The sequence below is a fragment of the Georgenia ruanii genome, assembly GCF_009193175.1.
Taxonomy (GTDB): Bacteria; Actinomycetota; Actinomycetes; order Actinomycetales; family Actinomycetaceae; genus Georgenia; species Georgenia ruanii.
In genome coordinates this window covers 224,958-240,094 of sequence record NZ_VUKE01000002.1, presented here as the reverse complement: position 1 = coordinate 240,094, position 15,137 = coordinate 224,958, and the positions used below count along the sequence as shown (strand labels likewise).

Below are 15,137 nucleotides of genomic sequence, written 5' to 3'. Positions count from 1 at the left end.
GCCGGGCGCGGTCGCGGCGCCTGCCGGCCGCCCTTCGGACCCGTGTGGGTGACGACACCCCGCACCCTCCCGGCCCCCGCCGTGTCCCTGCCGGGCGATGTCGGTGCCCACAGTTAGCGTCCTGAGCATGCGGATCCTGCACACCTCGGACTGGCACCTGGGTCGCACCCTGCACGGGGTGGACCTGCACAGGGCCCACGAGGCGTTCCTCGACCACCTGGTCGAGCTGGTCCGCGCCGAGCGGGTCGACGCCGTCGTCGTCGCCGGCGACGTCTACGACCGGGCGGTCCCGCCGGTGGCCTCGGTCGAGCTGCTCTCCGACGCCCTCGCCCGCCTCACCGCCCTGACCCGAGTGGTGCTCACCCCGGGCAACCACGACTCGGCCACCCGGCTCGGCTTCGGCGCCGGGCTCTTCCGCGACCGCCTCGCCGTCCGCAGCCGCATCGCCGGGCTGGGCGAGCCGGTCGTCCTGCCGGACGCCGACGGCGCCCCCGGGGCGCTGGTGTACGCCCTGCCCTACCTCGACCCGGACATGAGCCGCGAGGAGCTGACCGAGACCGGGGAGGACGGCGCCCGCGAACGTCCGGCCCGCTCCCACGAGGCCGTCACCGCCGCGGCGCTGCGCCGCGTCCACGCCGACCTGGCCACCCGCCGGGCGGCCGGCGCCCGGGTGCCGGCCATGCTCCTGGCCCACGCCTTCGTCACCGGCGGGGCGGCGAGCGAGTCCGAGCGGGACATCCGCGTCGGCGGCGTCGACGCCGTCCCCTCCGGGGTGTTCGGGCCCGCCGGCGCGCTGGACTACGTGGCGCTGGGCCATTTGCACGGGCCGCAGCGGGTCGGGCGCGAGGGGGTCGACCCGGTCATGCGCTACGCCGGGTCCCCGCTGGCGTTCTCCTTCTCCGAGGCCGCGCACCACAAGTCCACCGCGCTGGTCGACCTCGGCGCCGACGGCGTGCGCGCGGTCGAGCTCGTGCCGACGCCGGTGCCGCGCCGCCTCGGGGACGTCACCGGCACGCTCGCCGCGCTGCTCGGCCGCGCCTTCGACGACCGCACCGGGGACTGGCTGCGGGTGACGGTGACCGACGACGTGCGGCCCGAGCAGCTGTGGGAGCAGGTCGCGCGCCGCTTCCCGCACGCCCTGGTGGTCCGGCACGTCCCGGCCCGGGTGCGCGAGCGCGCCGCCGCCACCGTGACGAGCGCCCAGGACCCGCTGGAGGTCGCGGCCCAGTTCCTCGCCGCCGCCGGCGGGCGCCCGGCCCGGCAGGCCGAGCTTGCCGTGCTGCGCGAGGCGTACGAGGCCGTCCTGGCCGCGGAGAGGAGCGCCTGATGCGGATCCACCGCCTGACCCTGCAGGCCATCGGCCCCTACCCCGGCCGGCACACCATCGACTTCGACACCCTCTCCGCCGGCGGGCTGTTCCTGCTCGAGGGGCCGACGGGGGCGGGCAAGTCCACGATCATCGACGCCGTCGTCTTCGCCCTGTACGGCAAGGTCGCCGGCGAGCACGCCTCCGACGACCGGCTGCACTCCGACCACGCCGCGCCCGACGTCGAGCCTTTCGTCGAGCTGACCTTCTCCACCGGCGCGGGCATCTACCGGGTGTGGCGTTCGCCCGCTTTCCAGCGGCCCAAGAAGCGTGGCGGCGGCTTCACCCAGCAGAACGCCCGGGCCAAGCTGTGGCGCCTGCCGGCGGTGGAGGACGACGCCGGCGAGGCGGTCTCGGCGCACGTGCAGGAGGTGGGCACCGAGCTCGGCCGCATCGTCGTGCTCGACCGGACGCAGTTCACCCAGACCGTGGTGCTGCCCCAGGGCCAGTTCGCCTCGTTCCTCCGGGCCAAACCCGAGGACCGGCGGGCGGTGCTGCAGGACGTGTTCGGCACCGAGGTCTACGAGCGGCTGCAGAAGCAGCTGGCCGAGATGGCGCGGACCGCGCGGGCCGACCTCGAGCGCGGCAGCCGGCAGATCCAGGCCGCGACGGCGACGTTCCTGCGCGCCGCCGAGCTCGACGACGACGAACGCGAGGCGGCAGTCACGGATGGTGCCCCGACGGCCTCGCCGCGGGCCGACCTCCTCGCCGCGGCCGACGCCCTCGACGTCCCCGCGCTGACCGAGGGCAGCGCCGCGGTGCTCGCCGGGGTCGGGGCGCTGTCCGCCCGGGCCGCCGCGGCCGAGGAGCAGGCTCGCACGGCCGAGCGCACCGCCCGCGAACGCCTCGACACCGTGCGCACGCTCGCCGCGCTGCTCGAGCGGCGCACCGCTCTGCTCGCCGAGCAGGCCCGGCTGACGGAGCACGACCCGCACGTCAGCGCCGCCGCCGACCGACTGGGTCTGGCCCGCCGGGCGGCGACCACCCTCGCCCCGCTGCGCGCCCAGGCCGAGGCGGAGGCCGCCGCCGCGGCCGCGCAAGGGGCACTGGCAACCGCCCTCGCCGACGCCGCGGCCGGCCCGCACGCCGACCTGCTCGCCGCAACCACCGACGGCGCCGACCTCGCCGCGCTGCGCGCCGCCCACGAGGCCGCCACCGGTGAGCAGGGCGCCCTGGCCGCGCTGGTGCGGGTCGAGCGCGAGCTACCCACACGCGAGGTGGGCATCGAGGCGACCGCCCGCAGCATCGCTGCCGACGCCGAGGCGCTAGCCGAGGCCGAGGAGCTTCTCGCCGCCCGGCCCGCCGCGCGCACTGCTCTCGCCGGCCGCCTCACCGACGCCCGCACCGACGCCGCCGGGCTGCCCGCCGCGCGCGACGCGGCCCGGGCCGCCGCGGCGGTGCTCGACGCCGCCACGGCGGCCGACACGCGCGCCGCGACGCTGCTCGAGGCGGAGGCCGTCGTCGACGCCGCGGTGCGGGCCGCCCGGGAGGCGGTGGACCACGAGCACGCGGTCCGGCGCCGCTGGGTGGACGGGATGGCCGGCGAGCTCGCCGGGCGGCTGGAGGACGGACAGCCGTGCGTCGTCTGCGGCGCCACCGAGCACCCCTCCCCCGCCGCGACGGCGCCGGAGCACGCCAGCGCCGCCGACGTCGACGCCGCGGCGGCCGCCCGCGACGCCGCCACCACCGCGCTCGAACGGGCCCGCACCCGGGTCACCGCGCTGACCGAGCAGATCGCCGGCCTGCGGGCCGCCGCCCACGACCGCGACGTCGAGACCGCCCGCGCGGAGCTGGCCTCCGCGCAGGAGCAGGTGGCGCGCTGCGAGGCCGCGGCCACCACGGCGCGGGAGCTCGAGGGCGAGCTGGACGCGTTCGACCGGCACACGGCCGAGCTCAGCGCCGCCCTGACCGAGGACCGCGCCTCCCTCGCCGCCCGGCGCGAGCGGGTCGCCGCGCTGCGCGAGCAGCTCGCGGCCGACCGCGACCGCTGCGCCGCGGCCCGCGGCGACGCCGAGTCGGTGACCGCCCGCGCCGAGGCCCTCGAGGCGCGCGCCGCCACGGCGACGGCCCTGCTCGACGCCCGCCGCGCCGCGGACGGCGCCGCCCGGTCCCGGCAGCAGGCGCAGGCCCAGGTCGCCCGGGCCCTGGCGGACGCCGACCTGCCCGACGCCGCGGCCGCCCGCGCGGCCGCCCTCGCCCCGGCGGCCCTCGACGCCCTCGAGCGAGAGGTGCTCGACCACCACGCCGCCCGGGCGCGCGTCGGCGCCGGGCTGGCCGAGCCGGCGGTCGCGGCGCTCACCGGCGGTGAGGAGGCCGACGTCGCGGGCGCCGAGCAGGCCCACCGCGACGCGATGACCGCCCTGGCCACCGCGACCCGGACGGCCAGCGCGTGCGCCGTGCGCGCCACGCACACGGCGACGGCGCGCGCGGAGCTGCTGGCCGCGGCGGGCGACCACGCGGCGCAGGCCGAGCGCACCGCCCCGGTGCTGCGCACCGCCGCCCTGGCCACGGCCGGGGAGGGCACGGAGACCGCCACCACGCTGGCGACGTACGTGCTGCTGCGCCGCTTCGAGGATGTCGTCGCCGCGGCCAACGACCGGCTGGCCACCATGTCCGACGGCCGGTACACCCTCGAGCGGATCGACGAGAAGGAGGGCGGGCAGCGCTCGCGCCGGGCCGGGCTCGGCCTGCAGGTGCGCGACCACCTCACCGAGGCGCCCCGCGACCCGCACACCCTTTCCGGCGGGGAGACCTTCTACGTCTCGCTGTGCCTCGCGCTCGGCCTGGCCGACGTCGTGCGCGCCGAGGCCGGCGGCGTGGAGCTGGGCACGCTGTTCGTCGACGAGGGCTTCGGCTCGCTCGACCCCGCCACCCTCGACGCCGTCATGGCCGAGCTCGGCCGGCTGCGCGACGGCGGCCGGGCCGTCGGCATCGTCTCCCACGTCGCCGAGCTCAAGGACCGCATCGCCGAGCGGATCGAGGTGCGCCGGCTGCCCTCGGGCGCCTCCACGCTGACCGTGCGGGCGTGACGGGCACCGCAGGTGCCCTCACCACTGGGCGTGACGGCCGCTGACCCGCTCGGCGACCTCACGGCGCCGCCAACCTGACGCGGCGGTCGTGCCGGGCGTGGATCACCAGGGCGGGCCCCGACGCCGCGAGGATCAGCAGCACCCCGACCCACCAGGCGGTCCGGCCGGCCACGACGAGGTTGGCACCGTAGATGACGCAGAACACCCCGCCGAAGCGCCAGGCGCCGGCGGCCCTGGGCAAGACCGCCGGCCGCCGCCAGGTCGGTAGCACCGCCCGCGGGTTGGCCCGCGCGAGCACCAGCTCGAGCCGCGCGAACATCGCCGCGCCGGCGAGGAGGAACAGCACCCCGACGGCGGTCATGAGCCGAGGGTGGCAGACGGCGCGGGCTCCGGCGCCCGATCCGGCTGACAACTCCCGGTGCCGCCCCGCGGTCCCGCGTGCACTCAACCGCCGAGGCGCACCTGTGCCGTCAGCCGCCGAGGCGCAGCCGCGTGCAGTCAGCCGGCGAGCTCGCGGCGCAGGTCGGCCAGCTCGACGGCGTCGTACCAGAGCAGGTCCCGCTCGGCGGCGCGCTCCAGGGCCGCCTCGTCCCCGCCGGCGGCCGCGGCGACGTCGTCGGCGGCGTCGGGCTCGTCGACGAAGATCGCCACGACGGCGGACCACGGCACCGGAGCCACGACCTCGACGGCGGTCTCGAGCTGATCCTCACCGAGGACCTCGGGCGCGCGCACGGAGGCGTCGGGCACCTCCGCGGCGATGACGATCCGGCGCGGCACCGAGCCGTCCGCGGCGAGCCGCTCCACGGACTCGTCCGCCGCGGCCAGCGTCGCGGACATCTCCAGCCCCTCGTCGTCCTCGTCGGGCAGCGCGCCGCGCAGCGCCGCGGTGACGGCGTGCGCCCACCGGGGCCCCACGCCCCTCTCCTCGCGCAGGTCGGCGGCGGTGGCAGGCAGGTAGACGCGCATGGCCGTAGTCTCTCCGATTCCCGGCTCAGCGCCCACGCGCCATGCCCAGCCGACGACGGCGGGCAGGGTCGGGCAGCCCGGCCAGCCGGGCCGCCAGCCGCTGCAGCGCCAGTCGGGCGGGCGAGCCGGGCGCGGCGTCGGTGAGGGTGCGCCCGTGCAGGACGGCCCGGTCGACCGCGGGCCGGTCATCAGGGACGAGAACGGCGTCGGTGACCGCGGCGAAGCGAGCGAGGGCCTCGAGGATCGACCGTTCCGGGTGTGGCCCGGCGGCGGAGGTCCGCACCCGGTTCACGACGACGACCCGCTGAACCTCGCCGCGGACCACCGAACTGTCGGCCAGCTCGGCCAACGCCAGCACGAGCCGCCGCATGCCCACCGGCTCGCCCGCCCCGACGACGACCAGGACATCGGCGGCGGCGAGCGCGGACAGCGTCGCCTGATGCCGCTGCGGACCGTACGTCGGGTCGAGGCCGCCGTCGCCCTCGATCCCCGCGCCGACGTCCACGACCGTCCACGGGCTCGTGCGGCGTGCGGCCTCCCAGACCACCTCCAGGGCGGCGGCGGGCAGCTCGCGCCACCGGTCGGCCCGGGTGAGGCCGGTGAGCACCCGCAGCCGCCGGTCGACGACCGGGCACAGCCCCGCCAGCGTCGCCGCGTCCAACCGCCCGTGCGAGGCCTGCCGGGCGGCCACCGCGATCGCCGAGGCGTCGTCCAGCAGGCCGAGGACCTGGGTGACCGAGGGCGCCTCGGTGTCGGCGTCGACGAGCAGCGCGTCGCCGTGGGCGGCGAGCTCGGCGGCCAGGGTGACGGCCACGGTGGTCCGGCCGGGCGCGCCCGGTGGGCCCCAGACCACCACGACGCGGCCGTCGGTGGTCGCCGAAGGCGCGCCGTCGGAGCCTGCCAGGGCCCCTTCGCCAGGGTCGGCCGGGCGCTCGCTGCGGAGGTCGGCCGGGTGCTCGCCGTCGACCTCCTGTCGGCCCTCCCCCAGGGCCCCCGTGGGGCCCGACCGCTCAGCTCGAGCTTCCATGCCCACGGTCGTGATCGGCGCGCCCGCGGCCCCCGTGCCGAATTCGAGCGGCAGATCACCGGGCAGCACGCCGTCGACATCGGCGGCACCGAGCGCCTCGTCGTCGCCGGCCCCGGTCGGCGGCGGAGGAGGCGGGCCGTGGGACGCCGGCGCTGGGTCCCCGCCTGCGGGCCCCGGGGTCCGCGCGAGGGCCACCACCCGGTCGGCGAGCGTCGCCGCGGCGGTGCCCGCGGGGGCGACGGCGTCGGCCCCCAGGGCGGTGCAGCGGTCGAGATCATGGGCGCCGGCCACGAGCAGCGTCCGCACACCGGCGGCGCGCAGCCGCGCGAGCGTCGGACGATCGACTCCCGGCAGGTCGGCAGCGAGCACGGCGACGGCGCCAAGGCCGGCCGCGGCGGCGGCGAGCACCTCGGGCACGTCGGCGCAACGACGCACGACCCGGACACCGGTGCCCGGGGCGTCGAGCGCCTGCACGAGCTCGCCCTCCTCGGAACCGGTGAGGGCCAACAGCACGCCGGCGCTCCTCACCCGGCCTCGTCTTCGGCGGCGGTCGCGGGTGCCGGACCGGGCTTGCCGCCGAAGGTCGGCACGGCGACGAGCTGGCCGTCGCTGGAGAGGGCGCCGAGCACGTCCGGCAGGTCCAGCCGGGGCACGAGCAGCTCCACGGAGACCCCGGTGCCGCCGGTGAACATCGAGGAGTCCTCGAGGACCTCGGCGACCACGAGGTCGGCCGCGAGCAGCTCCGGCGGCGCCGGCGCCTCCGGCTGCATGCCGCCGGTGGGCGGCGCCGGGACGAGCCAGAGGTCGACGACGGAACCCGAGCCGAGCTCGGCCGGCACGGACAGGCCCAGCGGGACCACCACCGGGCGCAGGTCCACCGCCTCGGAGGCGCCGACGGCGGCGCGCGGCACCAGCTCGCCGGCACCGACGGTGCGGAGCGCGACGGCACTGACCGGCACGCCGTCGGCAACTGGCAGGTAGTGCGCCTCCGGCGCGCCCAGCCGCACGTGGGCGACGACGAGCGCGTCGGCGTCGAGGGCGTCCCCGGGGGTGAGGTCCTGCCGGGCGGCGTACACCGCAGTGGTGGCGGCGGCGTCGCGCACCGCCCACGTGCCGAGGGCCACGGAGGCCGCGACGAGCAGGACGCCCACGCCGAGCCGGGGATCGCGCCAGGTGGGCCGGCGCAGGCGCCGGGGCCGGTGAAGGTCGTCCCCGCTCATGTGCGACTCCTCGGCGCTGGGTGCCTCCTCGTGCTGTTCCGGCCCGCTTGCTCCCACGAGATGTCCACAGCTGCCCGGTGATGCGCCGCAGCGGGCGGGGCCGGTGAGAAGATGGGCCCATGGCGCGCTTCCTCACCCTCGCCGACGTCGCGGAGGAGCTGGCGGTGTCCGTCGCGCAGGTGCGCGTCCTCGTGCGCACCGGGGAGCTGGCGGCCATCCAGGTGGGCGGGCGCAACCAGTGGCGTGTCGAGGCCGCCGCGCTGGAGGACTACATCCAGCGGCAGTACGCGCGCACCCGCGCGCGGATCGAGGCCGAGCGTCCCTGAGGTCATGTGGTGCTCACCGTCTCGATGGCGGCGAGGGAGATGGTGACGACGGCGCCCGCCTCGGGCCGGCCCGGTTCGGGCCCGTCGGTGCGCAGGTCGACGTGGTCGGCGCCCACCCGGGACAGCCAGCCGGCGTAGCTGGCGCCCGCGCAGGCCACCCGCACCCGCGCCCCCTCGTGGGCGAGGGCGCGCAGGGCGTGCGTGATGCGTAGCCGCTGCTCCACCCGCCCGGTGCGGGGGGCGGCCGCTCCCAGCGGCCAGGCCAGCGCGATCGCCTCGAGGGGCACCAGCGTGCGGCGCTCGCCGCTGGCCATCAACAGCCACTGCGGGGCCGCGTCGACCAGCCGACCGCTGAGGTCTGCGCCGGACCGCAGGCGCAGCGACAGCCGGTCCCCGGTCCGGGCGCGCAGGCGGTCCGTGAGGCGCACGCTGGCCATCTCGGCCTCCGCCAGCTCGGCGACGGCGTCGTCGTCGGCGAGGCGTGCGGCGGCCTCGTACTGGCTCTCGAGGTCCGCGAACAGCGCTTCCCACCGCATGCCCGCACGCTAAGGCACCGCCGCCGCGGACGGACCTGATTCTCCGGATCCGTGTGGATGCGTGGTCGGCGGGACGGTGCCGGGCCGTGGTCCCGTCCACAGCACCCGATCCGGGGGCTTTACCCGTGAACGAGGCCGGCGTACACCTATCTGCACGGTTCGACATCAAAGTGCACGATCAAGCACCAAGAGTGAGGAACCACGATGAGGCCTCACACCCGAGCGGGCGCGACAGTCGCGGTGCTGGCCGGTGCGGGCCTGCTGGCCGCGACCCTGGGCCGGCGGGCGGCGGAGACGGCACTGGCCCTCCTCGAGCAGGACCGCACCTTCGGGCTGACGGCCGCCCACCTACCCGACGTCGTGACGGTGGCGGTGCTCGCGGTGGGGACCCTCGTGGCCGCCTGGTACGCGGCGACCGCCGCCGTCGCCCTGGCGGCGCTGGCCACCCGCGGCGGACGGCGCCACCGCCTCGAGGGCGTGCTGCGGCGCTGCGGGGCCCCGATCCTCCGGCGCGCCCTGCTCACGACGGTGGCGACCGGTGTGGGCGTCGCCGTCTCGCTCGGCGGGGCCGCTGCCGCGACCGTCGAGCCGGACCCCACCCTGCCGGTGGATCTTGGCTGGGGGGCGCCCGACAGGTCCGCTTCGCATCGGCCTGCCCGACTGCCCGTCTCCCCCGTGCCCGCGGACTCTCCTTCGCCACCGCCGGCGCCACCGGAGGACCCGGCGCCGAGCACCGACGCAGCCGCCCCCGCGACGCCCGGCGCGCCCGACTACCCGATGCCCCGCACCCCCGGCCCGCGTCCAGCGCCCGCCCCGCCGCACGGAGCGGCGTCCCCGTCGGCCCCGGCCACATCCCGTGAGCGCACGGCGGACGGGGGCGAAAAGTCATCCGGGACGCACACCTCCGCCGACAGCACGACAACCCGTCAGGGGGCACCCACCGACCGCCACGTCGTCAGCGCCGGCGAGAGCCTCTGGGCGATCGCCGCAGACCACCTGCCCGAATCGGCCACCGACGCCGAGATCGCCGCGGCCTGGCCGCAGTGGTACCGCGCCAACGCCGCCGTGATCGGCACCGACCCCGACCTCATCCGCCCCGGTCAGCTGCTGCAGACCCCGACGAAGGAGTCCTCATGAGCGCCCTCACCGTCATCCCGTCCCCGGTGCGACCGTCCGCGACGACCGCGGCGCCCGTGCACCGCGGCGGGACGCTCGGTTTTCCGCGCGTCCCCGGCGCCGGGCCGCGTGCGCTGCAGGGGCGTCCCGGCACGTCGCCGGCGTGGGACCGGGTCCGCTTCGCCGGCGGCATCGCGCCGGCCCCGCCGTCCACCAAGCCGTCGGCGGCGCACGGCTCGGTCGTGCTGACCGTGCGGGCGAGCCCGCGGGAGGACGCGACCACTCAGCCGCTGCCTGAGCCGGCGCCCTGGGCCGGGGCCGTCGTGCTGGGCGCCGTGGAGGCACTGATAGGGCTGCGGCCGCCGAACCAGCTCGCGCGCCTGCTCGCTCCCGAGTTGTACGGGCCGCTCGCGCGCCGCGCCCGGCTGGCCGAGCGGGTCGTCGGCCGGCCGGCCCGCGCCCGGCGCACCCAGGTCCGCCGGGTCCGGATATGCCAGATCGATGCCCGCACCGTGGAGGCGGCGGTCGTCGTGCACGACGGGGACCGCGTGCGCGGGGCCGCCGTGCGGCTCGAGGCCCACCGGGGCCGGTGGCGGGCGACCGCCCTCGAGATCGGGTAGTACGCGGCCGACGTGCCGGCCCCGCGCCGCCGCGCGACGATGCCCGCATGTCCTCGACGATGACGGCGGCGTACGTCCCGGCGCTGGGGCCGGCCGAAGAGATCCGGGTGGGCGAGCTGCCCGTCCCCGTCCCGCACCCGGACGAGGTCCTCGTGACGGTGGAGTCCGTGGCGGTGGACCGGGTCGACACCCTGGTACGCTCCGGCGCCTACCGCACCGAGGTCCCGCTGCCGCTGATTCTCGGCCGCGACCTCGTCGGCTCCGTCCTCGAGGTCGGCCACGCGGTGCGGAGCTTCCGCCCGGGCGACCGGGTCTGGTGCAACAGCCTCGGCCATGACGGGCGGCAGGGATCCTTCGCGCAGTACGCCATCGTCCCGGCCGAGCGCCTGTATCGGCTTCCCGAGCACGTCGATCCTCGGCTGGCGGTCGCCGTCGCGCACTCGGCGGCGACGGCGTACCTCGCGTGGTTCGTCCACGCGAAGCTGCGACCGGCACAGGTAGTCCTGGTCGGCGGCGGGGGCGGCAACGTGGGCACCTCGGCCATCGAGCTGGCCGCCCGGGCGGGCGCCACGGTCATCGCCACCGCCCGGCCCGATGATCACGAGCGGTGCACCGCGGCCGGTGCCGCCGTCGTCCTGGACTACCGGGACCCCGACCTCGCGCTGGCCGTGCGGGCACACGCCCCAGACGGCGTCGACGTCGCCTGGGATACGTCCGGCCATCAGGCCCACGAGATCTCCGCTGAGGTTGTGAAACCCGGCGGAAAGATCGTCGTCACCGCCGTGCGGGACGGCTCCGGACCAGTGCCCCTGGCGGTGCTGTACACCCGAGACATCAGCGTTCACGGATTCGTCATCAGCCGGGCGTCGGTGCGCAACCTGACGTCCGCGGCCGCGCTGATCAACCAGATGCTCGTCGAGGAGCGACTGACCGCCCGCATCATCGACGAGCTGCCGCTCACCTTCGCCGCCGACGCCCACCGCCAGATGGAGGCCGGGGACCTTCGCGGCCGGTTGTTGCTCCACCCCTGGGCGCGCGAGGGCGAGGAGGTGTGGACCGGCCGCCCGTCGTAACCACCCACTGTCCCGCCGGCACCACGAGCGGAGCGGCGGTTCAGGCGGTCCAAGCGAAGTCGGCTCGCATGCGGTGTTCGAGGGCGCTGTCGGTGGTGCGTGCGCCTTCTCTGTCGGCGTGTCGGCCTGGTGGTGCGGTCGCTCGCGCGGGTCGGTGGCCGGGCAGGGGTGGGGCGTGGGAGGTGTAGCGGTGTCCGGTGGGGGTGGTGAGCTCGACGACGTGCCCGCCGGGCCCGGCCCGCTGACCTGCGGTGTTCCCGCCGGCGTCGCTGCTGGTGTTGAGGGTGCGGGCGGTCCAGCCGGGGGCCTGCCTGGCGTAGTTGCAGCCCTCGCAGGCCCCGCGCAGGTTGTGCGCGGTGGTGGGCCCGCCCTCGGCGGCGGGGACGACGTGGTCGCGGTGGCGGATCGGGGCGTCGCACCAGTTCGTCCGGCACGCCTGGTCCCGCACGGCGATGAACCGGGCCAGCCCGGGCGGGGCGATGCGGCGGCGGGAGTCCAGCGCGACCAGCTCTCCGGTGCCCGGGGCGGTGAACAACCGCCGCAACCACGCCAGCACCTTCCCCGCGTCGGCGTTCGTCTCGCCGCCGGTGCCGGCTGAGGCGTCGAGGCGGTCGGCGATCAGGTCGCGGGCGAACTGGGCGGGCACGGTCCCGTAGCCGGGGATGACGGCCGGTTCGGCATCGCCGGCGAGCAGGGCCTTGTCGGTCATGACCAGCTGGACCTCGATCGGCACCCGCTCCGCGCACGCCTGGCCGGTGACGCGTTCGACCAGGGTGTCGGCCATGATCTGCCCGCGGCTCCTGCCGTCGCCCTGGGCGCGCAACGCGTCCGCCGTCCTCGTCAGGGCCGCCCACACCCCCACGCCTTGGGCCACCGGCAGCAGCCCGGTCAGGTAGGTCATGGTGTCCGGGGCCGGGCGCAGGCTCACCCCGCGCTCGTGCTCGGCCCTTCGGGCCCGGGCCACCACACTGGCGGCGTCCAGGCGGTAGGCGATCTGCCTGGCCCGGGCCACCAGCGCCCTGGTGCCCAGCCGCTCGACCGCCGCGGGGTCGGCCCACAGCTCGGCGTCGAAGGCGGCCCGGGCGGGGGCGTCCAGGCAGATCGACTCGCGCACCAGCACCGTGGCCCGCCACTCGCTCAACGCCCCGGACTCCAGCGCGGAAAACGTGCGGGGCATCTCCAGCACCAGCGCCTTCGCCAGGCCCAGCAGCCGCCCGCCCTGGTGCGGAGACTCCCGGCGGGCCAGCGCCACCTGCGCCCCCACCCCCCGCCCCCGCCGGACCGCGGGCACCCCGGCCGCCTCCTGGTCGCGGCGCTGGGAGAGGTCCAGGTCCACCGCGATCCGCGCCTGCGCCGCCGCCGCGGCCGCCTTCAGCTCCTCCAACACCCGCAGCTGGTCGACCCGCTCGACATCCGACACGTCGGGTCCAGTTCGGCGAGGGTCTCGCGCCAGCCGACCATGTCGGCCGAGGTCAGCCGGGCCGGAGCCGCCACAACCGACGGGACCGAGGGCGCCGCCGGGGCAGGGTCCGGACCGGGCTGCCCCGCACCCCGGTCCCGGCCACCCCGCCTATCGAACATGTGTAGGACACTACCCGCGGGGTGCGACATCCGCCCCGAGCCTGGGGACAACCCCGGCACGACGAACACAACTCACCAGGCAGCGGTCTCAAACCCGCTGGAGCGAGGTGCTGCGGCAGGTAGCACCGAGCATGAAGCGCAGGCAAGACACCGATGGCCGTGTCCGGCGGACACGGCCATCGGCACTCCTCAGCGGCACACGGGCATGCGCGCCGCGAGGTGAACGGCGTCAGAGGTTCCCGAGCATCTGGTCAAAGCTCGGGACGTCGTCGTACAGGTCCGCCGGCCCGGTGTTCTCCCGCGACGCCACCATCTCGGCGAGCTCGCGCCCCGCGCGCTGGATGCGCGCGGGCAGCGGGTTGACCTTGTCGCCCTCGCCGGCCCAGTCGTCCGTGGCGGCAAACACCGACGTCGTCGCGACGTCGGCGCGCAGATACGTGAACAGCGGCCGCATGGAGTACTCCAGCGCCAGCGAGTGTCGCGGCGTCCCGCCGGTCGCGCCGAGCAGGACCGGCATGTCGACCAGCGCGTCCTTGTCGAGGATGTCGACGAAGGACTTGAACAGGCCCGAGTACGTCGTGGTGAACAGCGGCGTGACGAGGATCAGCCCGTCCGCGCCGGTGACCTTCTCGATGACCTCCCGCAGCGCGCCGGTGGGGAAGCCGGTGAGCATCGCGTTGATGACCTCGTGCGCGACGTCGCGGAGCTCGACGGTCTCGACCCGCGCACTCCCCCCGCGCTGGCCCAGCTCGGCGACGGTGGCCTCGGACAGCCGGTCCGCCAGCAGGCGGGTGGACGACGGCTGGCCCAGCCCAGCCGAGACGGCGACGATCGTGCGCTCGCTCATGGTTCTCCTCGTGATGGCAGTGGTGGCTCGGCGGCTCACAGCCCGAAGGCTGCGCCCTTCTTGGTGGCGGCCTGGGCCGCGGCGGCGTCGTCCTCGGCGGTGGCGCCGGTCCAGCGGTCCTCGCCGGCGACGTGCTCGCCCGCGACCGCGCCGGCGGCGCGGGCCTTGGCCACCATCTCTGCGTGGCTGGGCGGGTCGGAGGGCACGCCGGCCGGCCGCTTGGCCTCGTTCTCCTTGCGCAGCGCGGGGACGATCTCCTCGGCGAGGATGTCGATCTGCTCCAGGACCGTCTTGAGCGGCAGGCCCGCGTGGTCGATGAGGAACAGCTGGCGCTGGTAGTCGCCGACGTCCTCACGCATCGCGGCGTAGCGGTCGATGATCTCCTGCGGAGAGCCCACCGTCAGCGGCGTCTCCCGGGTGAAGTCCTCCATCGACGGGCCGTGCCCGTAGACCGGGGCGTTGTCGAAGTAGGGGCGGAACTCGGCCTTGGCGTCCTGGGAGTTCTTCCGGGCGAAGAACTGCCCGCCCAGGCCGACGATCGCCTGGTCAGCGCGCCCGTGGCCGTAGTGCTCGAAGCGCTGGCGGTAGTACTGCACCATCCGCTTGGTGTGGCTCATGGGCCAGAAGATGTTGTTGTGGAAGAAGCCGTCACCGTAGTACGCGGCCTGCTCGGCGATCTCGGGGCTGCGGATCGAGCCGTGCCACACGAACGGGGGCACGCCGTCGAGCGGGCGCGGGGTCGCGGTGAAGCCCTGCAGCGGGGTGCGGAACCGGCCCTGCCAGTCCACCACCTCCTCCTCCCACAGCTTCCGCAGCAGCGCGTAGTTCTCGATGGCCAGGTTGATGCCCTGGCGGATGTCCTTGCCGAACCAGGGGTAGACCGGGCCGGTGTTCCCGCGGCCCATCATGAGGTCCATCCGCCCGTCGGAGATCACCTGGAGCATCGCGTAGTCCTCGGCGATCTTCACCGGGTCGTTCGTGGTGATCAGCGTGGTGGAGGTCGACAGGACGATGTTCTGCGTCGTCCCCACGAGGTAGCCGAGCATCGTCGTCGGAGAGGACGCGACGAACGGCGGGTTGTGGTGCTCACCGGTGGCGAAGACGTCCAGCCCGGCCTGGTCGGCGTGCTGCGCGATCTTGAGGATCGCCTGCACCCGCTCGGTGTCGTTCGGCGTCGTGCCGGTCGTCGGGTCGGTCGTGACGTCACTGACCGTGAAGATTCCGAACTGCATGGTTGCGCCCCTCGCAGGATCGATGCATTTGCATGTACATCCGGGCCAACAGCGGGACCTAGGTGGGTATTCCACCTCCATCGTGACGACGGCCACGGCGCGCCGCAGCCCGGGGAAGCAGCGACGGGTCGGCCGGCCCGCCGACAGCCCGGGGAAGCAGCGACGCGCCGGCCGGACCGCCGACAACCCAACGAGCCG

General features: G+C 76.3%; 14 protein-coding genes. 6 read left to right on the top strand and 8 right to left on the bottom strand.

Annotated features, from left to right (window positions below):
* The first annotated feature begins 127 nt into the window (after positions 1-127).
* Positions 128-1,327, top strand: coding sequence for an exonuclease SbcCD subunit D (locus GD880_RS04070; RefSeq protein ID WP_152230335.1), 1,200 nt, complete (start codon positions 128-130; stop codon positions 1,325-1,327).
* Positions 1,327-4,395 (top strand): AAA family ATPase, encoded by a 3,069-nt coding sequence (locus GD880_RS04065; protein WP_152230334.1) that lies wholly within the window; start codon positions 1,327-1,329, stop codon positions 4,393-4,395. Before GD880_RS04070 ends, GD880_RS04065 begins: the two co-directional genes overlap by 1 nt.
* Positions 4,396-4,453: 58 nt before the next feature.
* Here GD880_RS04065 and GD880_RS04060 read toward each other — a convergent pair whose 3' ends face one another.
* The 4 genes from GD880_RS04060 to GD880_RS04045 all read right to left on the bottom strand — a co-directional run bounded on the left by GD880_RS04060 (position 4,454) and on the right by GD880_RS04045 (position 7,608).
* Complete coding sequence (locus GD880_RS04060) at positions 4,454-4,756, bottom strand: hypothetical protein (RefSeq protein WP_152230333.1); 303 nt, start codon at positions 4,754-4,756, stop codon at positions 4,454-4,456.
* Positions 4,757-4,893: 137 nt separating this feature from the next.
* Positions 4,894-5,361, bottom strand: a complete 468-nt coding sequence (locus GD880_RS04055) for a DUF6912 family protein (RefSeq protein ID WP_152230332.1) — start codon at positions 5,359-5,361, stop codon at positions 4,894-4,896.
* A 25-nt stretch (positions 5,362-5,386) separates the two neighbouring features.
* The gene (locus GD880_RS04050; RefSeq protein WP_152230331.1) at positions 5,387-6,901 is read right to left on the bottom strand and encodes an AAA family ATPase; all 1,515 of its coding nucleotides are present in this window, start codon (positions 6,899-6,901) and stop codon (positions 5,387-5,389) included.
* Positions 6,902-6,912: 11 nt separating this feature from the next.
* Positions 6,913-7,608, bottom strand: coding sequence for a hypothetical protein (locus tag GD880_RS04045; RefSeq protein ID WP_152230330.1), 696 nt, complete (start codon positions 7,606-7,608; stop codon positions 6,913-6,915).
* A gap of 119 nt (positions 7,609-7,727) precedes the next feature.
* Here GD880_RS04045 and GD880_RS04040 point away from each other — a divergent pair, with 119 nt between their 5' ends.
* Entirely contained in the window at positions 7,728-7,934 is a 207-nt protein-coding gene (locus tag GD880_RS04040; RefSeq protein ID WP_152202053.1) for a helix-turn-helix domain-containing protein, read from the top strand.
* Positions 7,935-7,936: 2 nt separating this feature from the next.
* Here the strand turns inward: GD880_RS04040 and GD880_RS04035 are convergent, their stop codons facing one another.
* The gene (locus GD880_RS04035) at positions 7,937-8,470 is read right to left on the bottom strand and encodes a hypothetical protein (RefSeq protein WP_152230329.1); all 534 of its coding nucleotides are present in this window, start codon (positions 8,468-8,470) and stop codon (positions 7,937-7,939) included.
* Positions 8,471-8,674: 204 nt separating this feature from the next.
* Here GD880_RS04035 and GD880_RS04030 point away from each other — a divergent pair, with 204 nt between their 5' ends.
* From GD880_RS04030 to GD880_RS04020, 3 genes are read left to right on the top strand one after another with little or no spacing between them, the layout of a single operon-like run.
* On the top strand, positions 8,675-9,607 hold the full coding sequence (locus GD880_RS04030) for a LysM peptidoglycan-binding domain-containing protein (RefSeq protein ID WP_152230328.1): 933 nt from the start codon (positions 8,675-8,677) through the stop codon (positions 9,605-9,607).
* Positions 9,604-10,206, top strand: a complete 603-nt coding sequence (locus tag GD880_RS04025; protein WP_152230327.1) for an Rv3235 family protein — start codon at positions 9,604-9,606, stop codon at positions 10,204-10,206. The genes GD880_RS04030 and GD880_RS04025 overlap by 4 nt, the downstream gene beginning before the upstream one ends.
* A gap of 47 nt (positions 10,207-10,253) precedes the next feature.
* On the top strand, positions 10,254-11,279 hold the full coding sequence (locus GD880_RS04020) for an NADPH:quinone reductase (RefSeq protein ID WP_226909364.1): 1,026 nt from the start codon (positions 10,254-10,256) through the stop codon (positions 11,277-11,279).
* 40 nt (positions 11,280-11,319) lie between these two features.
* Here GD880_RS04020 and GD880_RS04015 read toward each other — a convergent pair whose 3' ends face one another.
* The 3 genes from GD880_RS04015 to GD880_RS04005 all read right to left on the bottom strand — a co-directional run bounded on the left by GD880_RS04015 (position 11,320) and on the right by GD880_RS04005 (position 14,939).
* Entirely contained in the window at positions 11,320-12,699 is a 1,380-nt protein-coding gene (locus GD880_RS04015; protein WP_226909363.1) for an HNH endonuclease, read from the bottom strand.
* 390 nt (positions 12,700-13,089) lie between these two features.
* Positions 13,090-13,707 carry an FMN reductase gene (locus GD880_RS04010; protein ID WP_152230325.1) on the bottom strand — a complete coding sequence of 206 codons (618 nt, stop codon included), beginning with the start codon at positions 13,705-13,707 and terminating at the stop codon, positions 13,090-13,092.
* Positions 13,708-13,742: 35 nt separating this feature from the next.
* Positions 13,743-14,939 (bottom strand): CE1758 family FMN-dependent luciferase-like monooxygenase, encoded by a 1,197-nt coding sequence (locus tag GD880_RS04005; RefSeq protein WP_152230324.1) that lies wholly within the window; start codon positions 14,937-14,939, stop codon positions 13,743-13,745.
* Positions 14,940-15,137: the final 198 nt, after the last annotated feature.